Source organism: Paenibacillus cymbidii (assembly GCF_004764705.1).
Taxonomy (GTDB): Bacteria; Bacillota; Bacilli; order Paenibacillales; family NBRC-103111; genus Paenibacillus_AN; species Paenibacillus_AN cymbidii.
Window position 1 is genome coordinate 13,068 of the sequence record NZ_SHLX01000042.1, and the last position, 20,646, is coordinate 33,713.

Annotated in this window: 21 protein-coding genes, 2 tRNA genes and 1 riboswitch; of the genes, 15 read left to right on the forward strand and 8 right to left on the reverse strand. The window is 59.3% G+C overall.

Annotated features, from left to right (window positions below; translation table 11 throughout):
• The first annotated feature begins 43 nt into the window (after nt 1-43).
• Both EXY20_RS34745 and EXY20_RS34750 read left to right on the forward strand, forming a co-directional pair.
• Nucleotides 44-1,075, forward strand: coding sequence for a LacI family DNA-binding transcriptional regulator (locus tag EXY20_RS34745; RefSeq protein WP_135557029.1), 1,032 nt, complete (start codon nt 44-46; stop codon nt 1,073-1,075).
• A 117-nt stretch (nt 1,076-1,192) separates the two neighbouring features.
• Nucleotides 1,193-1,930, forward strand: coding sequence for a glucosamine-6-phosphate deaminase (locus EXY20_RS34750; protein ID WP_135557030.1), 738 nt, complete (start codon nt 1,193-1,195; stop codon nt 1,928-1,930).
• 248 nt (nt 1,931-2,178) lie between these two features.
• Here EXY20_RS34750 and EXY20_RS34755 read toward each other — a convergent pair whose 3' ends face one another.
• From EXY20_RS34755 to ychF, 4 genes are all read right to left on the reverse strand, one after another.
• Nucleotides 2,179-2,397 (reverse strand): hypothetical protein, encoded by a 219-nt coding sequence (locus EXY20_RS34755; RefSeq protein WP_135557031.1) that lies wholly within the window; start codon nt 2,395-2,397, stop codon nt 2,179-2,181.
• Between the two features lie 50 nt (nt 2,398-2,447).
• Entirely contained in the window at nt 2,448-3,347 is a 900-nt protein-coding gene (gene prmC / locus EXY20_RS34760; RefSeq protein ID WP_135557032.1) for a peptide chain release factor N(5)-glutamine methyltransferase, read from the reverse strand.
• 42 nt (nt 3,348-3,389) lie between these two features.
• Complete coding sequence (prfA, locus tag EXY20_RS34765) at nt 3,390-4,466, reverse strand: peptide chain release factor 1 (RefSeq protein WP_135557033.1); 1,077 nt, start codon at nt 4,464-4,466, stop codon at nt 3,390-3,392.
• 106 nt (nt 4,467-4,572) lie between these two features.
• A complete protein-coding gene (gene ychF, locus EXY20_RS34770) occupies nt 4,573-5,673 on the reverse strand; it encodes a redox-regulated ATPase YchF (RefSeq protein WP_135557034.1) in 1,101 nt (366 codons plus the stop codon).
• Nucleotides 5,674-5,906: 233 nt separating this feature from the next.
• Here ychF and EXY20_RS34775 point away from each other — a divergent pair, with 233 nt between their 5' ends.
• Together EXY20_RS34775 and EXY20_RS34780 are read left to right on the forward strand one after the other, a co-directional pair.
• On the forward strand, nt 5,907-6,134 hold the full coding sequence (locus EXY20_RS34775) for a hypothetical protein (RefSeq protein ID WP_135557035.1): 228 nt from the start codon (nt 5,907-5,909) through the stop codon (nt 6,132-6,134).
• Nucleotides 6,135-6,335: 201 nt separating this feature from the next.
• Nucleotides 6,336-7,364: a Gfo/Idh/MocA family protein gene (locus EXY20_RS34780; protein WP_135557036.1), complete on the forward strand. Its 1,029-nt coding sequence runs from the start codon at nt 6,336-6,338 to the stop codon at nt 7,362-7,364.
• Between the two features lie 68 nt (nt 7,365-7,432).
• Here the strand turns inward: EXY20_RS34780 and EXY20_RS34785 are convergent, their stop codons facing one another.
• Nucleotides 7,433-8,140 (reverse strand): PilZ domain-containing protein, encoded by a 708-nt coding sequence (locus tag EXY20_RS34785; protein ID WP_167859735.1) that lies wholly within the window; start codon nt 8,138-8,140, stop codon nt 7,433-7,435.
• 104 nt (nt 8,141-8,244) lie between these two features.
• Nucleotides 8,245-8,339, reverse strand: a riboswitch (cyclic di-GMP riboswitch).
• A 352-nt stretch (nt 8,340-8,691) separates the two neighbouring features.
• Between EXY20_RS34785 and tadA the strand changes: the two genes are divergently transcribed.
• The 9 genes from tadA (at nt 8,692) to EXY20_RS34830 (ending at nt 18,347) form a co-directional block, all read left to right on the forward strand.
• Entirely contained in the window at nt 8,692-9,198 is a 507-nt protein-coding gene (gene tadA, locus EXY20_RS34790; RefSeq protein WP_135557038.1) for a tRNA adenosine(34) deaminase TadA, read from the forward strand.
• Nucleotides 9,199-9,318: 120 nt separating this feature from the next.
• Nucleotides 9,319-11,163: an ABC transporter ATP-binding protein gene (locus tag EXY20_RS34795; RefSeq protein WP_135557039.1), complete on the forward strand. Its 1,845-nt coding sequence runs from the start codon at nt 9,319-9,321 to the stop codon at nt 11,161-11,163.
• Entirely contained in the window at nt 11,156-12,874 is a 1,719-nt protein-coding gene (locus tag EXY20_RS34800) for an ABC transporter ATP-binding protein (RefSeq protein WP_167859736.1), read from the forward strand. Before EXY20_RS34795 ends, EXY20_RS34800 begins: the two co-directional genes overlap by 8 nt.
• A 79-nt stretch (nt 12,875-12,953) precedes the next feature.
• A complete protein-coding gene (locus EXY20_RS34805; protein WP_235886341.1) occupies nt 12,954-14,237 on the forward strand; it encodes a CapA family protein in 1,284 nt (427 codons plus the stop codon).
• 61 nt (nt 14,238-14,298) lie between these two features.
• Nucleotides 14,299-14,655 (forward strand): hypothetical protein, encoded by a 357-nt coding sequence (locus EXY20_RS34810; protein ID WP_135557041.1) that lies wholly within the window; start codon nt 14,299-14,301, stop codon nt 14,653-14,655.
• Nucleotides 14,656-14,869: 214 nt separating this feature from the next.
• Complete coding sequence (locus tag EXY20_RS34815; protein WP_235886342.1) at nt 14,870-15,406, forward strand: RNA polymerase sigma factor; 537 nt, start codon at nt 14,870-14,872, stop codon at nt 15,404-15,406.
• Nucleotides 15,396-16,064 (forward strand): zf-HC2 domain-containing protein, encoded by a 669-nt coding sequence (locus EXY20_RS34820; RefSeq protein ID WP_135557042.1) that lies wholly within the window; start codon nt 15,396-15,398, stop codon nt 16,062-16,064. The genes EXY20_RS34815 and EXY20_RS34820 overlap by 11 nt, the downstream gene beginning before the upstream one ends.
• Before the next feature lie 175 nt (nt 16,065-16,239).
• The gene (locus EXY20_RS34825) at nt 16,240-16,926 is read left to right on the forward strand and encodes a response regulator transcription factor (protein WP_135557043.1); all 687 of its coding nucleotides are present in this window, start codon (nt 16,240-16,242) and stop codon (nt 16,924-16,926) included.
• On the forward strand, nt 16,923-18,347 hold the full coding sequence (locus EXY20_RS34830; RefSeq protein ID WP_135557044.1) for a sensor histidine kinase: 1,425 nt from the start codon (nt 16,923-16,925) through the stop codon (nt 18,345-18,347). The genes EXY20_RS34825 and EXY20_RS34830 overlap by 4 nt, the downstream gene beginning before the upstream one ends.
• 136 nt (nt 18,348-18,483) lie before the next feature.
• Here the strand turns inward: EXY20_RS34830 and EXY20_RS34835 are convergent.
• The 3 genes from EXY20_RS34835 to EXY20_RS34845 all read right to left on the reverse strand — a co-directional run bounded on the left by EXY20_RS34835 (nt 18,484) and on the right by EXY20_RS34845 (nt 19,445).
• Nucleotides 18,484-18,560 (reverse strand) — tRNA-Pro (locus EXY20_RS34835).
• Nucleotides 18,561-18,671: 111 nt separating this feature from the next.
• Nucleotides 18,672-18,747: transfer RNA gene (locus EXY20_RS34840), tRNA-Arg, on the reverse strand.
• An 89-nt stretch (nt 18,748-18,836) separates the two neighbouring features.
• Nucleotides 18,837-19,445, reverse strand: a complete 609-nt coding sequence (locus EXY20_RS34845) for an SGNH/GDSL hydrolase family protein (protein WP_167859737.1) — start codon at nt 19,443-19,445, stop codon at nt 18,837-18,839.
• A gap of 122 nt (nt 19,446-19,567) precedes the next feature.
• On the opposite strand from EXY20_RS34845, the gene EXY20_RS34850 reads away from it, so the two are divergent.
• Together EXY20_RS34850 and EXY20_RS34855 are read left to right on the forward strand one after the other, a co-directional pair.
• Entirely contained in the window at nt 19,568-20,260 is a 693-nt protein-coding gene (locus EXY20_RS34850; RefSeq protein WP_167859738.1) for a DUF1648 domain-containing protein, read from the forward strand.
• 55 nt (nt 20,261-20,315) lie between these two features.
• Nucleotides 20,316-20,627, forward strand: coding sequence for a hypothetical protein (locus tag EXY20_RS34855; protein ID WP_135557047.1), 312 nt, complete (start codon nt 20,316-20,318; stop codon nt 20,625-20,627).
• Nucleotides 20,628-20,646 lie beyond the last annotated feature (19 nt).

A 20,646-nucleotide genomic window follows, 5' to 3' on the forward strand; every position in this document is an offset into this window, starting at 1 on the left:
ATTCAGCTTTTGCCAGAAATCGATTGCCGAAGGGGCCTGTCCAGTGAACAAATCGCTCACCATCCACGACATCGCCAAAATGGCCGGGGTGTCCTCCGCTACCGTATCCCGCGTGCTGAGCAACAGCACATACCCGGTCAGTGCCGCGAACCGCGAAAAAATAGTGCGCATCGCCAAAGAAACGAACTACGTGCCGAACCTGCTCGGCAAGCAATTGAAGACGAACACGAACATGACGCTGGCGGCTATCATCCCATCGATCACGAATCCGTTCTACTCCTCGGTCGTGCTCGGCATCGAAGAAATAGCCCGGGAGAACCGCTATCAGGTACTGCTTTGCAACTCGCTGCAGGATGCCCGGCTTGAGGACGAATACGTGAAGTCGATTTTCGAGAAGCAGGTCAAGGGGCTGATTATCTCCTCAATCTCCGCCGACACGAAGCTGCTGAAGCGGTACATCGCCAAAGGGCTGCACGTTGTCGCGCTCGATCAGAAGCTGGAGGAGGACGGCATACTCCAGATCGAATTCGATTATCGCAAGGGCGGGTACCTGGCAGCCGCCCACCTGATTGCGAGCGGCCATCGGCGGATCGCCTACGTGACGTCGCCGCTTGACCGGCCGAGCCGCAGAAGCATTTGCCGCGGCTACGAGGACGCGCTGCGCGAGCACGGGCTGGCTCCGACGATCCAGGTCGCCGAGAGCGAAGAAATTTACGACGGCGTCTACGAATTCGACAACGGCAAACGGCTGACGCGCCGGCTGCTGGAGCTCTCCGACCGGCCGACCGCCATCCTCGCCTGCAACGATATGACCGCCGTCGGGGTCATGAACGAACTGATGGCGGCCGGCGTTCAGGTGCCGCGGGAGATGTCGGTCATGGGCTTCGACGATATTGCGTTCTCCCGGATGACGGTGCCGCCGCTGACAACCGTGAAGCAGCCCGACTATGAAATGGGCCGGCTCGCCTGTCAATTCCTGACGGACAGGCTGTCAGGCAAACCGATGCCGCAGATGGAAATTATGCTGCAACCGAAGCTGGTTGTCCGCGAATCGGTAGCAGCTCCGCTCGTCTAGCAAGAAGGACGCCGCGTGCCCGCGCCGCAATTTGCGGTTGCGGGCTTCCGAAGCGTTGTGGTAAGCTTAACGCGGAATAGTAATCGATTACTATAAATGCGATAAGGAGTGGCAAGCATGCAGCTGAACATACTGGAAACGGCCGACGAACTGGGCCGCAGAGCCGCGGAGGAAGCCGCCGTCTGGCTTCGGCAACAGATTGGACGGCAGGGGAAAGCCCGCGTCGTTTTGTCGACGGGAGCGTCGCAATTCGCTTTTTTCGAGCATTTCGTCAAGCAGGAGCTCGATTGGACCGCTGTCGAGATGTTCCATCTCGACGAATATATCGGCTTGCCGGAATCACATCCGGCCAGCTTCCGCCGCTACCTGCGGCAGCGCTTCGTCTCGCGCGTACCGCTGCGCAAAGCCCATCTGATCGACGGCGAAGGCGATGCGGCGCGGATGATCGCCGAGTTGGAAGCCGCTGCGGCGGAAGCGCCATTCGATCTCGGCCTCATCGGCATCGGTGAAAACGCGCACATCGCCTTCAACGACCCGCCGGCCGATTTTGACACCGACACGGCCTACAAAATCGTCGATCTGGACGAAGATTGCAAGGCGCAGCAAGTGCGCGAAGGCTGGTTCGCGACGAATGCGGACGTTCCCGCGCAAGCGATTTCGATGACGGTGAAGCAGATCATGCGCTGCCGCCGCATCATTTCGTGCGTGCCGGGGCAAGTCAAGGCGAATGCGATCCAGATGACGCTCGCGAGCGAATTGACACCGACGGTTCCGGCGACGATGCTGAAGCGGCACCCCGAATGGTCGCTCTACCTCGACCGGGCATCGGCATCCTTGCTGCCGGTCGCCTGGTAACGCCCGACAGCTTCCGGGCAGTTAGCCGCGCCCGGCTCCGGCTTCAGCGGAACGGAGCGCCGGCTCATCCCTCCGCAAGCTCCCCGATCAGGGCGCTTGCCGTGTAAACCCGCCTGCTCGAGTACGGGAATGATCAAAATAAACCATTTTTTATGGCTTATTTCGCCAAAAACGGCCAGTAGCCAAGAAATAGCCAATGATTTCACTGGCTATTCGCGTAAAAATGCCCGGAATATAGCCATTCGGCCCTAATAGCCAGTGTTTTCACTGGCTATTTCCGACGCGACAGGCGAAATGGAGCCAATAAGCCATTTTTTATGGCCTATTTTGTCCGCCCGCATACGAACATAGAGGTACGACGGCGAAACGTTCAAGCACACGGAATGTTGGTTCGCCATGGCATGGAAACCTGCCGTCAAAGCCAGGTCCGCATCGCGAGCGGCTTCGATGGCTGTTTTCCCCGGCATCGCCACTCCTACGGAGCGTTGAGCCAAGGGGATACCGGGCAGAAAGCGGTCTATTGCGACGCTGCAGGGCCAGCGGCCGGGCGCACCGCCACTACATGCCGGCCAATGCCGGCGAGATCGTCCACCACGCCGACCTCGTCCCAGTGCCCGGCCGCCCGCAGCATGTCCGCGACATCCGCGGCCTGACCTTGGCCGACCTCGAAGCCGACCAGCCGCGGAACGGCGGGCAGCGACCGCAGCTGACCGATCATGCGCCGGTACAGGTCGAGCCCGTCCGCTCCGCCGTCGAGCGCGGTATGCGGCTCGAAGTCGCGCACCTCGGTCTGCAGCCCGGCAATGTCGCCCGAAGGGATGTACGGCGGGTTGGAGACGAGGATGTCGATCCGCAGCCCGCGCTCGATATGCGGGGCGAGCAAGTCGCCGCGCAGCCAGTCGATCCGCGGCGCGACGCCGTTCGCTTCCGCGTTGCCGCGCGCCACCTCCAGCGCCGCCGCCGACAAGTCGGAAGCGACGACGCGCCAGCGCGGGCACAACACCGCGGCGCTGACGGCGATGGCGCCGCTGCCGGTGCCGACGTCGGCCAGCAGCGGCGCGCCGTCCGGCCACAGCCGGCGGCCGTGCGCCACGATAGCCTCGACGAGCAATTCCGTCTCCGGCCGCGGAATAAGCACGTCGCCGGTCACACGAAACGGCAAGCCGTAAAACTCCTGCCGCCCCGTGATATATTGCAGCGGCTCCCCCGCCGCTTTGCGTGCCAGCAGCCGCTCCCAGCGCGCCGCAAGCTCCGCCGGGAACGGCTCGGCCCAGCGCAGCAGCAGCCCGGTGCGGTCCCACCCGAGCAGGTGCTGCAGCAGCAGCTCGGCGCAGGACGCGTCGTCCGTCACGCCCCGCTCCCGCAAAAAAGAAGAAGCCTGCAAATAGGCTTCCCGAATCGTCATTGCCTTGACCATTTGCAGGCTCCTCCCAACTATCTCCCGACTCGGCTGCAACCGTTACAGCGTCGATTCGCCCTTCTCAAGCAGCTCGGCCTGCGCCGTCATGGTGAGCGTCGACACGATCTCCTCCATGTCGCCGTCCAGCACGGCGTCGAGCCGGTGCAGCGTCAAGCCGACGCGGTGGTCGGTCACCCGGCTCTGCGGAAAATTGTAGGTGCGAATGCGTTCGCTGCGGTCGCCGGTGCCGACTTTGCTTTTCCGTTCGCCGGCCAGCTTCGACTGCTCCTCCTGCAGGAACTTGTCGTAAATGCGGGCGCGCAGCACTTGCAGCGCCTTGTCTTTGTTCGAGTTCTGCGACTTGCCGTCCTGGCATGTAGCGACGATGCCGGTCGGAATATGCGTCACGCGCACGGCCGACTTGGTCGTGTTGACCGACTGGCCGCCGGCGCCGCTCGAGCAGAACGTATCGACGCGGATGTCGCTTTCCTTGATTTCGATTTCGATTTCTTCGGCTTCCGGCAGCACCGCCACGGTCGAGGTCGACGTATGAATGCGTCCGCCGGATTCCGTTGTCGGGATCCGCTGCACGCGGTGCGCGCCGCTCTCGAATTTCAGCTTGCTGTACGCGCCCTTGCCGGTCACCATGAAGATGACTTCCTTGAATCCGCCGAGATCGTTCAGGCTGGAGTCAAGCACTTCCACGCGCCAGCCCTGGGCGTCGGCGAATTTGGTGTACATGCGGTACAAGTCCGCGGCAAACAATGCCGCTTCGTCGCCGCCGGCCGCGCCGCGAATTTCGACGATGACGTTCTTATCGTCGTTCGGGTCTTTCGGCAGCATCAAAATTTTGATCCGTTCCTCCAGCTCTTCCTTGCGTTCGTTCAGTTCGTCGATTTCGAGCTTCACCATTTCGCGCATCTCGGCGTCCATCTGTTCGTTCTGCATTTCTTTGGCAGCATCGAGCTGTTCCATCACGCTGCGGTACTCCATATACGCTTCGTAAGCTTCCTGGATCGACGACTGCTCCTTGGAATACTCGCGCAGCTTCTTCGCATCGTTCGCCACATCGGGGTCGCACAGCAGCTCGCTGAGCTTCTCGTAGCGGTCCGCCAGCGATTGCAACCGGTCCAACACGGGCATCACCTCATTTACGTCTTCACGTTCTTCTTGTCTCCGCTCCAAAATAGGCGCCCGTCAACCGAAGGCGCCTGTACTGCCAGTATGCCCCCGCCCCGCCGCGCTAGACGTTGAAGCGGAAATGCATGACATCGCCGTCCTGCACGACGTATTCCTTGCCTTCGAGCCGCAACTGCCCTTTCTCCCGCGCGCCGTTCATCGAGCCGGAAGCGACAAGATCGTCGTAAGAGACGACCTCCGCCCGGATGAACCCGCGTTCGAAGTCCGTATGAATGACGCCCGCCGCCTGCGGAGCTTTGATGCCCGCGCGAATGGTCCAGGCACGCACTTCCTGCACGCCGGCCGTAAAATACGTATAGAGCCCAAGCAGCTTGTAAGCCCCGCGGATCAAGCGGTTCAAACCCGACTCCGCCAGCCCGAGCTCCTCGAGGAACATCGCCTTGTCCTCGCCTTCCAGCTCGGCGATTTCCGATTCCACCTTGGCGCTAATCGGCACGACTTCGGCGCCTTCCTGCGCCGCGAACTCGCGCACGCGCTGCACGTATGGATTGCCGTCGGCATTCGCCGCTTCGCCTTCGCTGACGTTGGCGGCGAACAGCATCGGCTTCATCGTCAGCAGATGCAGGTCGCGCACGAGCAGCTTCTCTTCGTCGCCCAGCTCGAGACTGCGCGCCGGTTTGTCGGCGTACAGCGCTTCCTTGATCCGCTCGAGGCATTCCACTTCCGCCACTACTTTCTTGTCGCCGCCCTTGAGGTTTTTGCGCGAACGCTCCAGCCGCTTCTCCACCGATTCAATATCGGCCAGGATCAGCTCCAGATTGATCGTTTCGATATCGGAGATCGGATCGATCGTGCCGGAGACGTGCGTAATGTTCTCGTCCTGGAAGCAGCGCACGACGTGCACGATCGCATCCACCTCGCGGATGTGGGCAAGAAACTTGTTGCCGAGCCCTTCGCCCTTGCTCGCGCCTTTCACGAGGCCGGCGATGTCGACGAATTCGAACGCCGTAGGCACGATCCGCTGCGGATCGACGATCGCCGCCAGCTTGCCCAGCCGCTCGTCGGGAACTTCCACCACGCCCACGTTCGGATCAATCGTGCAGAACGGGTAGTTGGCCGATTCCGCGCCTGCTTGAGTAATTGCATTAAACAACGTCGATTTTCCAACATTCGGCAATCCGACGATGCCGGCTTTCAGTGCCATATATAAGTACACCCCTTAATTTTCTGAAAATGACTCCATTCATTATATAGCACTTCCCGAACGGTGTCATCTTTCTCGCCAAACGCGCTGCCGCCCCTCGTACAAATCAAATGAATCTCCTCGTCCATCCGTCCACGAAACTGCTAGATTGCGAGAATAGAGTAAATGGAAGGGGCCGTTGCTCGCGACAGCGATGCTCCTTCGCGACCATCGATCGCAGGGAGGTGATTGCGATGTCCATCGCCAAAAACCGCGATGTGGTCATCATCCGTTTCGTTCGCGTGAACGGCGTGAGGCGGATCGTCAGCGTCAGTGTGATCGGCAGCGCCCGGCCTTGCACAAGCACGCTGTTCCCCGGCGGAAGGGTGTTCATTGCCCTGAGCTGCCTGCTGACAAACGGGTTCCGCATCGTCTTCCGCAGCGGCTTCCGCATCGTGCTTGTCCGCCGCCGCATCCTGTAATGCTGCCATGCGCGAAAAGGGACGAACGGCTGCCGGCCGTCGTCCTTTTTGCGTCGGCATCGCTTCTTTCAGCGGAGGAGGAAGACAAATATTGTCTTGCGCCGAACAACGATTCACTAGACGGCTCCCGGCGGCAACTCTTATACTGCGCTTATACTGTGCTTATCCTGCACTGCGCTTATTGAAGGGAGCGAAGCCGACATGAAATGCTGGGGAGTCGCCGTGATCGGATGCGGCGGGATCGGGAGTTTTCATCTGAAATCCGTGCAGGAACTGGAACAAGCGCGGCTGATCGGCATTCATAGCCGGAGCGCCGAACGCGCGCGTGCCATTGGCGAACGGGAAGGCTGCTTGTGGACAACCGATTACCGGGAGCTGCTGCAGCACCCGGATGTCGACGCGGTATGCGTGACGACGAGCAGCGGCAGCCATTACGCCATCGGAATGGAGGTGCTGCAGGCAGGCAAACATCTGCTGGTGGAGAAACCGCTGGCAATGAACGCGCAGCAAGCCCGGGCCATGATCGCGGAAGCCGCGAGCCGCGGGCTGACGCTTGCCGTCGTATCGCAGCGCCGCTTCGAGCCGCAGACGACGGCGATCAAACAAGCGGTATCGTCCGGCGCTATCGGCGAGCTGCTGTTCGTCGAGGCAGCCTGCCCTTACTGGCGCGATCAGGCGTACTACGATTCGGCTTCCTGGCGGGGCACGATTGCAGAGGACGGCGGAGCGCTGATGAACCAGGGAATCCACATTATCGATTTGATGCTGTGGATGGCGGGAGAGGCGAAGTCGGTATTCGCCAAAACGGCAACGCAACTCCACCAGATGGAAGCGGAGGATTTTGGGCTGGCGCTCATTACGTTCAGGAACGGAGCATTCGGCAAGCTGCTGGCCTCGACGAACCTGCAGCCCGGGTTCCCGCAGAGCTTGCATCTGTACGGCAGCAAAGGCACGATCAAGCTGGAGGCGAACCGGATCGTGCATTGGACCGTTCCCGGCGTGGAACCGCCCGAGTCGCCGGGCGACGATTTCCATCCGGGGGGAGTGGCGATTCCGAACGACTTCCCGATCGACCAGCACAAGCGGCAAATCGCCGACTGGCTGGACAGCGCCGGACAAGGACGGCGTCCCCTGGTTGCCGGCGAAGACGGACTGCGCGCCTTGTCGCTGATTGAAGCGATCTACGAGTCGGCGGCGCGCGGCAGCGAAATCGAGATTCAATCGACATAACCGGCAGAAGAACCCCCGGCAACGGACCTCAAGATCCATTTCCGGGGTGGTTCTGTTTGCGCCGGGTTTTATTTGAACGTCCGCTTCTTCGTCTCCGTCTTCTTGCGGCTCGCATGCGATTCCACTTGCGCCCGAAGCACGAAACCTCGCAGCGTGTTCAGCGAATCCTTGGACAGCTCGACGAATCTCGCCCCGTAGTAAACGCCGTTCGCCGCCGAGTCGCGGCGCACAATTTCCACTTCGCACACCAGCGGTTTCTCCAGCTGCACGGTTAAGCCGACCTTGGCTTTCTCCGGAATGCTCCATTCGCCTTCGATCGTGAACCCGATGCCGCTGACGCTCATGTTGTTGACCGTGAACGGAATCGTTTGCTCGCTTGATCCCCCTGCATCTCCGGCCGTTTCAATCGCGTGCACGTGTCCGGGACGTTCGATGTCGACGCGAGGATGCTCCCGCTTCTCGGCGAACTTCCGGCGGTTCTCCGGCGGATTGATGACGATGAGCGTCTCGTCGTCCTTGGCGATCACCGTCGATTGAAACATGCACAGCCCGATCGGCGAATAAATCGCGATCCGCACCGAGTCGCCGAGCTCATAGCGCTTGCTTTCGCCCATCTCGATTTCGAGCATGTCGCCTTCCAAGTGGATCAAGATGCCGGTGGAAACGAAATCCTTCCGCTCGACGACCGTGCGGCTGTTAAGCAAGATCGTGGCAGCCGGCAGCGGCTTGCCGTCGCCCGCCTCCATGCGGACAGAGTTCGCGGCGCTGTTCGACATTGGAAGACCACCTTTCATGGAGAATGGAAGAAAAAAGAGAAGACCGCTTCTGGAACGAAGCGGCCGAATGTACGCGTTGTACGCGAAAAAATGCTCGACTTCCCTTCGGCAGCCAGGCTGTCATGGTCCGGAAGCGAATCCGGGCGGTAGACCCTCGGCTTTGCGTCCTTGCCTTTCGGCAAGTTTGCCTTGATCGAAACGATGAAATTACGTTCAGTATAGTCAATTTTTTCTCCGGTTTCAATTGATATTTCATTAATTTTCATGAAATATTGCCGAACTTATTTCATTTTGTCGACTGCACCGGTTGTCCACAACTTGCCGTGCGGCGGAACGCCGCCGTACAATAGAGAAAGTGAAGCCGATTCATGTGCGTAATCGGTGAGTTATCCCGGCTTTTCCCACAAGTTTGACCTGCAAATGTGCATAACACCCCCACTTATCCACCGGGTTATCCCCAGCATGTTAACAACGAATACATGTTCGTTCCGGTTTATCCACATAAACTTGTGAACAACCTGTAGATAACTTGTGGAAAAGGAGCTGTCGCCATGGAACTATTCGCATCCGATTGCGATACCCACGAATACTGGATGCGCGAAGCGATCGCCGAAGCGCGCAAGGCGGAAGCGATCCGCGAGGTGCCGATCGGCGCCGTGATTGTGCAGGGCGGCGCGATTATCGGCCGCGGGCACAATCTTCGCGAAACGTCGCTGGACCCGACCGCCCACGCCGAAATGATCGCCATCCGCCAGGCGAGCGAGGCGCTTGGCGCTTGGCGGCTTCTCGACTGCCGGCTGTACGTGACGCTGGAGCCGTGCCCAATGTGTGCGGGGGCGATCGTGCAATCGCGCGTGACGCAAGTCATTTACGGCACCGCCGACCCGAAGGCGGGCTGCGCGGGCACGCTGATGAACCTGCTGCAGGAGGAGCGCTTCAACCATCGCACGGACGTCGTCTCCGGCGTCCTGCAGGAAGAATGCGCGGCGCTGCTGAGCGACTTCTTCCGCGGCTTGCGGCGGGAACGGGCGAAGTCGGCGGACGCGGCAGCGGAATAGGCGTCCGCGGCAGTCCGCCGTTTTGCCGGCGGCGAATCGGCAACTAACTGTTGACAACCTTTCTATTATTCCATAATATAGAAACCCGAGTGCCATTTCCCGTAAAGGTCGGTGCGCCGCTTGCAGACACAATCCCGCAGTCCCGCATCATCCGCTTCGCCTGCCGCTCCCGTCTCGCCCGCTGCCCCGGAAGGCGCGCCTCCGAAGCTTTGGCCCGTCTACGTCTGGTCCGTCTCGTTCCTGAAGCCTTACGCCGGCCTCTTCCTCCTGCTTCTGCTCGTGATGGGCGTCCTGTCGGCTGCGGAGCTGATCGTGCCGCAATTCATCCGCACCTTTATCGACCAGATTGTGCCGGAGCGCGATTGGCGACGCTTCCATCTGCTGCTCGCCGGTCTGGGCGGTGTCATCCTGCTCGTGCTGGGCGCCAGCATGCTGAACAATTTGCTGCAGCGCCACCTGCAGGAGAAAGCGGCCCGCGACCTGCAGCATACGATCTTCACCCACTTGCGCAAGCTCGGCTTCGCCTACTACGAACAAAATCCCGTCGGGCAAACGCTGTCCTTCCTCAACACCGAAGTCGCCGCGCTTCAGAACATGTACCGCACCCATTTTCCCTTCATGATCAGCGGCTCGATCTTTTCGCTCATCTCCATCGCCATGATGGCGTCGCTCAGCTTGCGGCTGACGGCGGTCGTGATTCCTTGCTTCCTGCTCTACTACCTGTTCGGGCCGATGCTGGAGCGCAAAGCGTCGCTCACCGGCAAAGTCATGTCGGAGCACCGCGTTGCGGAGAACCAGAAAGTTTACGAAAGCGTGTCGGCGTTGACGGAGCTGCGCGTATTTGCCGCGGAGCCGTGGGATTTGCGCCGCTTCCTGGAGAAGGTCGCCACCTTCAACGCCAGCATGATCCGCACGTACTGGTACGCTTACTGGCGCGGCACGAACCGCCGGCTGACCTATAATGTCGGGGCGGTGGCGATTTTTATTTACGGCTTCTATTTGCTGAAGGGCGGCTCGCTGTCGGTAGGCGCGTTCGTTTCATTCATCTTGTATTATTTTACGGCGATGCACCGGCTCACGGCAGTCGTCACCAACGTGACCGAGCAGAAGGTGCTGATGTACCAGGCAGAGCGGCTGTACCGGTTCGTCCGGCAGTCGCCCGAGGTCGAGGAAGCGGCGCAGCCGGTTCACTGGCGCGAGCCGCGCGGGCATATCCGTTTCCGCGGCGTGACTTTCGCTTATCGGCAAGGAGGGCAAGGAAAGCCGGTTCTGCAATCGTGCGATCTCGAGGTGCGTCCCGGCGAACGGTTCGCTCTGGTCGGCACGACCGGGAACGGCAAATCGACCGTGCTGAAGCTGATCGGCCGTTTCTACGATCCGCAGGAGGGGGAGATCACGATCGATGGCGTGCCGCTGAATCGGCTGTCCTTCTCCTCCTTGCGGCAATCGCTCGGCTACGTGATGCAGGAAACGTATTTGTTCGGTACGACGGTGCGCGACAACATCAAGTTCGGCCGCCCGCAGGCCGGCGAAGACGAGGTCGTGGCAGCTGCCCGCGCGGCGTACGCGCACGATTTTATCGAAGCGCTGCCGGACGGCTACGACACGATCGTCGGCGAGCGCGGCGTCAAGCTGTCGGGCGGACAGAAACAACGCATCGCCATCGCCCGCATGCTGATCAAGAATCCCGCCGTCGTCCTGTTGGACGAAGCTACCTCCACGCTGGACAACACAAGCGAAGCCGAGGTGCAGAAAGCGTTCGGGTCGTTGCTGCACGGCCGTACGGTCGTCGCTGTCGCCCATCGGCTGAGCACGGTGAAAGACTTTGACCGCATCGCCGTCATCGAGGACGGCCGCGTCGCCGAAATCGGCACCTACGACGAGTTGATGCGCCTGGATGGCGCGTTCCGACACCTGGTGCAAGGGCAAGAACGGGAAGCGGAGAAGGAGGCGGCTCATGGCTAACTGGAAATGGTTATGGTCGCACACCTCCGGCGCACGCGGCTTGCTGCTGCTGGCGCTGCTGCTGATGGCGGCCGAGGCCGGCTCCAACCTGGCGGCCACCGCCTTGAACCAGGCGATGATCGACCAGGTGCTCACCGGTGGGCATTACGAGCGATTCTGGCCGATTCTGCTGGAAATCGCCGCTGCTTATGCCGTGTACTCGCTCTTGTTCACTTTCGGTCCGCACGCGATTCACTTGACGATCGCACGGCTGCGCACTTCCATGAGCGAAGAGCTGATGCGGCATATGTACCGGATTCCGGTCGGCCGGCTGCAGCAGAAGCGGACCGCCGATTTTGTCTACCATTTCTCGAACGACTTGCAGGTTTGCGCCAATATGATCGGCGCCGACTTTCCCCGGCTCGTGCAGCAGCTCGTCACCGCCGCGATCATCGTCGGCATCATGGCATCCGCCAGCGGGTGGATGCTCGGCGCAATGCTGCTGTTCAGCGCGCTGTACCTCGCGCTCGGGCGCCTGTTCGCCCCCGCCCGCCGGGCGGTATCCGCCGAAGTGAGCCGGCATCGTTCCGCGCTGCTCGTCCATCTGGAGGAAGGCGTCTCCGCGACGCGCGAGGTGATCGCCTTCCACCGCCAGGAATGGGAAGCGGAAGCGTATCGCAGCAAGTTCGGCGCCTATTTCGCCAGCATTATGAAAGAAGGCAAGCTCATCAACAAGCAGCTGATTCTGAGCGATCCGATCAAGTGGGGCTCGATGCTGTTCGTGCTCGGCTTCGGCGGCGCCCTGGTGCTGCAGGGGCAGCTGTCGCTCGGCATGTTCGTCATCTCGTTCCAGTTCACGCTGCGGATGATGGATTCGATCGGCGGGCTGTTCCAGTTTGCGCTCGGGCTGTCGGGCAAGATGGCTTCCGTCGACCGGGTCCGCAACGTGCTCGCCGAGGAGCAGGTGCCAGAAGGCACGCTGCCGCTGCAGGAGCCGATCCGCTCCGTCCGATTCGATAGCGTGGCCTTCGCCTACAATGCGCAGCCGGTGCTGGAGCGGCTCGACCTGACGCTGCCGGCCGGCGGCAAAATCGCCTTTGTCGGCGCCAGCGGCGGCGGCAAATCGACGATCGCCGGGCTGCTCGTTCGCTTCTTCGAACCGACGGGCGGCACCATCGACGTCAACGGCGTTCCGCTCGCATCGATTCGCCGGTCCGACTGGATGAGCCGGGTCACGCTCGTTTTTCAGGAGCCGTACCTGTTCCCCGATACGATCCGGACGAACTTGCTGCTCGGCAGCGAGAACGTGTCCGAGGCGCGTATGATCGAGGTGTGCCGGGCGATGCACATCCACGACTTCATCGCCGGGCTGCCGCATGGCTACGACACGACGATCGGCGAGCGCGGCGTAACGCTGTCGGGCGGGCAGCGGCAGCGGGTGGCCCTGGCCCGGGCGGTGCTGCGCGACACGGAGGTGCTCATTCTCGACGAGGCGACGTCTTCGCTCGATCTGGAGACAGAGCGCCGCGTGCAGGAGAGCCTCGACCGGCTTCGCCAGGGCCGGATGACGATCATCATCGCCCACCGGCTGTCGACGATCCGCAACGCGGACCGCATCTTCGTCATGGACGGCGGCGCTGTCGCCGAGCAAGGCACGCACGACGAGCTGCTGCGTTCCGGGCGCGTCTACAGCAGCCTTGTGGCGAAGCAGCGGGAAAACGCGGCGGTATAGCGCGAAGCGGCGCTGCAACATTTTGTCACACAAATCGTCTATCTAAAAGAGGAACACTAACCTGCCCGGACCGGAACACTTGCGATCCGTCCCGTTCCGACGCGGCGCGGTAACGCCTATTCACCCGAGAGGAGGTGCCGTCACGAACCTTCTGCGTCATCGCCGGACCGCATTCGCCGGCGGGCTATCGCTGCTTGTGCTGCTCGTACTGCTTCTGCCCGGCTGCCGGCTGCTGGACGATCGGGCTTCGCCCCAGCCGGGAGGCGCGCCGAGCTCGTCCCCGGTCGGGACGGAAGCGCCGGTTGCGTCGCCGTCCGGTTCGCCTGCGGCATCGCCGACTCCTTCGCCGTCGCCTTCGGACGCCGCGCGTAAAGTAACCTTGGCGGCAGTAGGCGACGTGCTGATCCACAGCTCCATCTACAAGGACGCGCAAGTCGCCGGCGGCGGCTACGAATTTACGCACATGTTCGAGCCGATCCGACGCTACATCGAATCGGCCGATCTCGCCATGGTCAACCAGGAGAGCGTCATCGGCGGGGAAGCGCTCGGCTTGTCCGACTACCCCCGCTTCAACAGCCCTTACGAAGTAGGGGATACGCTGAAAGCGGTCGGCTTCGATATCGTCAACCTGGCCAACAACCATACGCTCGATCGCGGCGAAGAAGCGATCACGAACGAAATTCATTATTTGAACGGGCTCGGCCTTGTTTATACGGGCGCTTATTTGTCCGAGGACGACCGGCAGCGCATTCGTGTCGTGGAGAAGAACGGCCTTACTTTCGCTTTTTTATCTTACACGTACGGCACGAACGGCATTCCCGTCCCCAAGGGCAAACCGTATCTGGTCAACCTGATCGACAACGACCGGGCGGCGGCCGACATCGCCGCGGCGCGCAAGCTCGCCGATGTGGTGATCGTCAGCGCGCATTTCGGCGTCGAATACATGGACGAGCCGAGCGAAGCGCAAGAGCAGTTCGCCCGCGCCGCGGCGGAGGCCGGCGCCGATATTGTCATCGGCCATCACCCGCACGTGCTGCAGCCGATGGAATGGATCGAAACGGCATTCGGCCGGCGTACGTTCGTCGCTTATTCGCTCGGCAACTTTATCGCCGCGCAGGACGGCGCACGAACGCAAACCGGCGGCATTCTGCAGCTCGACATCGAGAAGCGGGGCGGTACCGTAACGGTGAGCAATCCCCGTTTCCTGCCGACCTGGATCCACATGACGAACTGGCGACAGTTCCGAATTGTCCCGCTCCGCGACGCCGGCACGGACCAACTGCCGAACGCCGCCGCTTTCGGCAAGCAAGTCGCCGCCCTTGTCGGCAGCCGGATGCCGGAGTTGACGATCGTCGGCGATTAAGCTGCCCGAAGCCCGGCGCGGTCGAAGGAATATCCCATTGGGCCGTCGAATGCAGCTGGTTATGAAAACGAAGCATTTCGCGCTCATCCTGGTTGCGTTCCTGACTGCCATCACCGGCATCCGCCTCGTCTGGATCGCCGTGATGGCTCCGCCCTCCCATCCCTACGCCATTCAGGGCGCCCTCGATTTGACGAAGTGGGACCTTTCGTCGAACCGGGCAATCCCGTTGAATGGCGAATGGGATTTCTACCCATACGCACTTTACATGCAAGATCCGGGAAAGCTTGCCAGACCGGATCTCCTTCGTGTGCCCGGAAACTGGCAGCCGCTGAAGCAGCTGTATGGTCAAGGACTGCGCATCGTCATCAAGTGGGCGGGTGCGTCGGACTCATATCTATTTTTCCGAAAAGCATTGTGAATCTATCCACGTTCCACGATCCTCCGGTTATCTATCCATATGTTTTTTTGCCGACTCGTGGAGAGGGAGACAAACCGCCGAGGCGGCGGCCCTCCTCTCCGGATAGGACCGTCCCCCATTTTCACCCCTGACGATTGGCGCGTTTCCCCTTCATCCCCTTCCTCCCCCATCTCATCGCCTCATCCGAAAAAAAGTTGTGCAAGCCTGTAACGAAGTGCCGCAAGATCGCACTTATGGTGTGGGAGGTGAAGGGATGGAAAGTATGGAGCATCTTTATGAAACGTATGCTCAAACCGTTTATAAATTCTTGTACAGCCTCACGCAGCATGCCGAGCTGTCCGAAGAGCTTACCCAGGAAACGTTCTACCAGGCCATGAAAACGATTCACCATTTTCGCGGCGACTGCAAAATGTCCGTCTGGTTATGCCAAATCGCCAAGCGGGCTTGGTATAAAGAGTTGAGCAAGCACAAGAAAAGGAACTCTCTTACGATCCATGAGCTGGAATTCCCACTTCCCGCCGGGCAGAACATCGAAGCCGATGTGCTGCAGAACGAGGAGAAGCTCGCGATGTTTCGCCTGCTGCACCGACTCGACGAAAAAACAAAAGAAGTGATGTATTTGCGTCTTTCCGGCGATTTAAGCTTTTCCGAAATCGGGGAAATCGTGGGGCAAAGCGAAACGTGGGCTCGCGTAACCTTTTACCGGGGCAAACAAAAGATGATGAAGGAGAGGGAACGAAATGGGTCATAAACTGGATTGCAACGTCGTGCAGGACCTTCTGCCGAGCTATATTGAAGGCTTGACCAGCGACTTGACGACAAGCGCGATTGAAGAGCATTTGTCATCGTGCAGCAATTGCAAAAAGGAACTGGCGACCATGACGAACGAAGTCCAGCCGGTCGACAAGGCCACGGAGAAGCAGATCAATTTTTTGAAAAAAATCAAGCGCCGCCAATGGATAATCGCTTCGATCAGTGTGCTGGTCGCCATCACGATTTTTGCCGGTGTCGTTTCTTATATTAGTCAAAGGCAGTTCCCGGTTCCAAGCAGTCAAGTCACGATCAGCGATGTGTATCAGATGAAGGACGGTTCGATTCATTACCGGATCTCGACGAGCGTGAAGGGCTACCTGGGCAACGTTACCGCGACCAACGACGGCAATTCGGACATCTTCCGGCTCTACGAACACAGGCGCTTCTCTCCGGGCCAATCCGCCAGCAGCGTCGCCCTGCCCGAAAGATGGGTAAATCTGCGCAATCCGGGCAGCACCGGGGACATTACCGCGATCTTCTACGAGGGAAGAGGGAAAGGCGACCGGATTGTCATCTGGGAGAAAGGCATGACGCTTCCTCAAGCGAGCGCCGAACAAGAAGCCGCCTACGAACAGAATGTCGTGAGCAAAAGGTAAAGCGGGCGGCCCCGCAGAAAAACCGCCTTGCAGGCGAATCGTTTTTATCGGCGATATGCCCGGAACTCTTAAAGCAATCTTAAAGGATTCGACATCATCGCCCTCGCAAAGACAAATTCCGGAGGAATCGTGCTATGATAAGCTAATCTGAAATCTTTGGCGGTGACGACGATAAATGGAACGCATTCTCGTGGTTGACGACGATCCGCAAATTCGCGAATTGATCCGTACCCATATCGAACAAGCGGGCATGCACCCGATCGAAGCCGAGTCCGGGCGGCAAGCGATTGAACAGCTGGAAACGGCGCCGGTGGACGTCATCATTCTTGACCTCATGATGGATGACCGCGACGGTTTCGAGGTTCTGCGCTATTTGCATCACCGCCGAATGGACACCATGACGATCGTGGTCAGCGCAAGAAGGCAGGAACAAGACAAGATCGCCACGCTTGGCCTCGGGGCGGACGATTATATGACCAAGCCCTTCAGCCCGCTGGAGTTGATGGCCCGCATTCAAGCCGTTCTGCGCAGGCGATACCCGCTCACGAACCATTCCCCTTTGGCCATTCGCTTGAGCCCGATGACACTGGATCTCGATAATTTTACGCTGCTCATCTATAATGAGAAGATTTCCTTGACGATGATCGAATGCGGACTGATGCAACTTTTCATGCAAAATCCGGACCGCGTCATGACCAAGCTCGAAATTTATCAGCAGGTCTGGCAGCATGAGCGGTACGATGACAATAACTTGAGCGTATACATGAGCCGGCTGCGCAAACAGCTGGAGCAAGCGCAATCTTCCTGGGAAATTCAAACGGTACGCGGCGTCGGTTACCGGTTGACGGGAGCCGGAATATGAAATTGCGCACCAAGCTGTGGTTGTCGCTTGTACTTAGCGCCGCATTAAGTATGGTGTTGTTCGGCTATATGACCGTTTGGATCGGGAAAGCGGCGAACAAAGGGTACGCGCTATTGGAGTTGAATCCGCTTGCGCAATCGATTGTCGATTCGATCGAGGAACAGCCTGATTTCGGTGCAGACGCGCTGAAAAGAACCTTGGAGCGCGCGCGCGAACAACACCCGGCCATCCGCTTTCTATGGATAAACGATCAAGGACAGTCCCTTTACGATACGGCGGGGCTTAATCCGACCTTTACTTTTCACGACCTGGCGATGCTGATGAAGAATATGCCGGAGAAATATTTCAAGGAAGACAACGTTCCTATCCTCACACCCGCAACAAAGGACGGGCAATCGTATTTCCTGCTCATCAGCATTCCGGCCTCCGAAATGAAGCAAGGCGAGGTTTATTTTCTCATTCGCAAGACGACATCGCTGCTCACCTTGGTGTTGCCGCTGTTTCTGTCGTTCTTGTTGCCTTTTCTGGTGGCCCTGTGGTTGTTCTCCTTTCTCAATAAACGCATTCGCAAACTGAACCTCGCTCTGAATCGGCTCAATATCCAGAGCGATTCTCCTCTTGTGGAATTGATAGATACATCTAAAGACGAGCTTGGCCAGCTGACGCGGCATTATAATTCGATGGCGAATCGGATTCGAACCCAATTTGCGGAAATTCAGCAGTTCGAGAGCAAGCGCAAGCTGCTGCTGTCCAATCTGTCGCACGATCTGCGAACGCCGCTGACGACGATGCTCGGCTGCGCCGAAATGATTCGCACCGGCAATTACAAGGACCAGAAAGAACTCCAGGCCAGAGCCAAAATCATTCTGCAACGGTGCCGTTACATGGACAAGCTGCTGGACCAGATGCTGGACATTTCCCGCCATGATGCGGGCGACCTGGCCATTCGTTTGGAGACTCACAACATATCCGAGCTCGTGCGCAAAATGGCGGCCGAATATATCATGATTCTGGACGGCGATCACATTGAACTGGATATCGAAATCCCGGATGAAGATATTCATCTCCCGATTGACGCGCCGCTCACGGAAAGAGCGCTGCGGAATATGATCGATAATGCGATCCGATATGGAAAAGAGGGCCGTTACCTCGGCATTCACTTGACGGCGGACGATCATACCGTGAGCGTAATCGTGAAGGATAAAGGAAAAGGAATCGCCCCGGAACATCAAGCTCATATTTATGAGCGTTTTTACCGGGTGGACAGCGGAAGACAGGGAGAGGGACTGGGGATTGGCCTGGCTATTGTCAAGGACATTGCTCTTGCCCACCAAGGCAGCGTGGAGATGAGCAGTACGCCCAACGTGGAAACGGTGTTCCGGATCAACCTGCCGCGGCAGTACCCATATAATCGGTTGTAGGGTTCATCCGCCAACTGCCCCCTTGTGAAATAGGCCATTTTTCATGGGCTATTTGGGTTGCCCAGCAAGAAAGCTGGCCACTCAAGATATGCAAAAAAACCGCAGCCCGTAAGCTGCGATTCCGTTGTTTGTATGGTGGTCGAGACGACAGGATTTGAACCTGCGACCTCTTGGTCCCGAACCAAGCGCTCTACCAAGCTGAGCCACGTCTCGATAATGTCCCGCACGAGCGATTCGCACCGCATCATGTCTTCCGGATTTCTATGATACTACGATTGCCGAACGATTTCAACCTCCATGCGGAGAAAAAAATCGGCGCCAACATGGCGGCCCCGAGATGACTCGAACATCCGACACCACGTTTAGGAAACGTGTGCTCTATCCACTGAGCTACGGGGCCACAGCATCATCCATTCTACCACAAAACCTGCACGGGAACCAAGCGCCCTCTCGCATAAAAAAGCCGCGGACTCTTACGCCCCCCTCATCCTACAACCGCTGCAGAAACGAAATCGCCATCGACGCGATCCGCTTGTGCCCGTATTCGTTCGGATGCAGCCGATCGCTCGTCAAGTAGTCCAAGGTGAGCATGTTGAAGCCGCTTTCCTCGTACAGATCGAGCACCGGCAGCGCATACAGCTTGCCGATGTCGCGGACGGCCTGCGCATAGTCGGGAAGCCGGCAGCCGGCGTCGTTGAGCCGCTCCGTATCATAGCCGTCCTTGTCCCGCTGCAGCGGTGTCCACAAGCTGATCCGGCACGCCGGATGAACCGACAGCAGATGCTCCACCACGGTGCGATACGCCCCGTAAAACGTCAGCTCGTCCCGGCTGTTCACCGTACCAAGCGGCTTGCCGAGTCGGTAATCGTTCGTACCCGCGAAAATCGTGACGCAGTCGTACGGGGACGCAATCGCCAGCCCCACGCGCAACGTCGAGCCTGCATCCCTTTCCCCGCCGGCCGTCATCGGACAACCGCTCTTGCCGTAATTGTCCACGCGCGCGAAGCCAAGCGCCGCCGCTACGATCGGCTGGTAGCCGTTTGCCGCGGTGATGCTGTCGCCGAGCGTCGCCCAGCTTTTGCCGCTCCACTTGTCCAAGACTCCTGTCCCCATTTCATCAAGTATACTGAATTTAACTTTAAAAGATACGCGCACCAATGTCCAGCCGATTCCAGCTTGACGTACAATCGGGTATACTGGAGACAAAGGAGGCGATTTCCATGTCCAACACCCCCATTCCCCGCGCCCGCTGGTACTTGCTTCACCTTCTCGTCGTCGCGCTTTCGGCACTGGCGGCTATTGTGTTCTGGGATCGCATTCCCGACCCGGTGCCCGCCCATTTCGGCGTCAGCGGACAGCCGGATCGATATGAAGCCAAGTCGATCGGCACCGTCTTCCTGCCGAATTTCATCCAGCTTGGTCTCCTGCTGCTGTTCACGTTCATCGACGGCATCATCCGCTTCGCGGCGCGGAGCGGCGCCCTGGTCGCACCCGGCACCCCGGAGGCGGCGGCCGGGCGCATGAACCGCTCGGCAATCATCATGATGATGGCGATTTCGCTGCCGATCGTCGTGTTGATCGGCTACTTGCAGGCGACCTCGCTGTTCGGCGGCTCGCTGGGCGCCGCAAAGTGGGTCGCGTTTCTGCTGCCGGTGATCGTCATTGCCGGCGCCATCGGCTTGCCCATTTACCTGGCCCGCGGCAAAGGATCGGTCTCCGGAGCCGAAGGCGAGGACCGCTACTGGCGGGGCGACATCTTTTACTTCAACCGCGACAATCCGGCGCTGCTCGTGCCGAAACGCATCGGCATCGGCTCGACGTTCAACATGGCCCACCCGCTCAGTTGGATCATCCTCGGCGCCATCCTGCTGCTGCCGATCGCATTCATCGTATTCGCCGCAACGCGCGGCTGACGATTGGGACGCACGAGGGATCATCGAGGATTTCTATACGGAAACGAAGCTGGTCGTGGAAAAGGTCGTCAAGGCTCCGTCCGATCTGGCGCTGAAAGAAGGCGATTCGTTCGACGTGCTGGAAACGTTCGCCTTTACGACGTTGGGAACGCGGCAGAAGCTGCGCATGGACGATTACATCGAGCTTCGTCAGAATAGCCGGTATGCGCTGTTTCTGGAAAAAAATACGTCCGGCCAATACTACATCATGAACCGCAACGAGGGGAAGTTCAATTTGGACGGAACGGACACCGACGATTTGGCCACCATCAATATGTTCCCGACCCTGTGGCTGAGCGTATACGACAAATACGCGAAGCTGCAGTAGAAAACAGCAGCAAACCCCC

Bases quoted from the DNA above. Each gene is read 5' to 3' on its own strand.
- EXY20_RS34850 (WP_167859738.1), top strand. From the start codon at position 19,568: ATGTCCAACACCCCCATTCCCCGCGCCCGCTGGTACTTGCTTCACCTT.
- EXY20_RS34820 (WP_135557042.1), top strand. From the start codon at position 15,396: ATGGGTCATAAACTGGATTGCAACGTCGTGCAGGACCTTCTGCCGAGC.
- ychF (WP_135557034.1), bottom strand. From the start codon at position 5,673: ATGGCACTGAAAGCCGGCATCGTCGGATTGCCGAATGTTGGAAAATCG.
- EXY20_RS34785 (WP_167859735.1), bottom strand. From the start codon at position 8,140: ATGTCGAACAGCGCCGCGAACTCTGTCCGCATGGAGGCGGGCGACGGC.
- EXY20_RS34755 (WP_135557031.1), bottom strand. From the start codon at position 2,397: ATGCCGGGGAAAACAGCCATCGAAGCCGCTCGCGATGCGGACCTGGCT.
- EXY20_RS34775 (WP_135557035.1), top strand. From the start codon at position 5,907: ATGTCCATCGCCAAAAACCGCGATGTGGTCATCATCCGTTTCGTTCGC.
- EXY20_RS34780 (WP_135557036.1), top strand. From the start codon at position 6,336: ATGAAATGCTGGGGAGTCGCCGTGATCGGATGCGGCGGGATCGGGAGT.
- EXY20_RS34810 (WP_135557041.1), top strand. From the start codon at position 14,299: ATGAAAACGAAGCATTTCGCGCTCATCCTGGTTGCGTTCCTGACTGCC.
- EXY20_RS34800 (WP_167859736.1), top strand. From the start codon at position 11,156: ATGGCTAACTGGAAATGGTTATGGTCGCACACCTCCGGCGCACGCGGC.
- EXY20_RS34750 (WP_135557030.1), top strand. From the start codon at position 1,193: ATGCAGCTGAACATACTGGAAACGGCCGACGAACTGGGCCGCAGAGCC.
- EXY20_RS34830 (WP_135557044.1), top strand. From the start codon at position 16,923: ATGAAATTGCGCACCAAGCTGTGGTTGTCGCTTGTACTTAGCGCCGCA.
- prmC (WP_135557032.1), bottom strand. From the start codon at position 3,347: ATGGTCAAGGCAATGACGATTCGGGAAGCCTATTTGCAGGCTTCTTCT.
- EXY20_RS34825 (WP_135557043.1), top strand. From the start codon at position 16,240: ATGGAACGCATTCTCGTGGTTGACGACGATCCGCAAATTCGCGAATTG.
- tadA (WP_135557038.1), top strand. From the start codon at position 8,692: ATGGAACTATTCGCATCCGATTGCGATACCCACGAATACTGGATGCGC.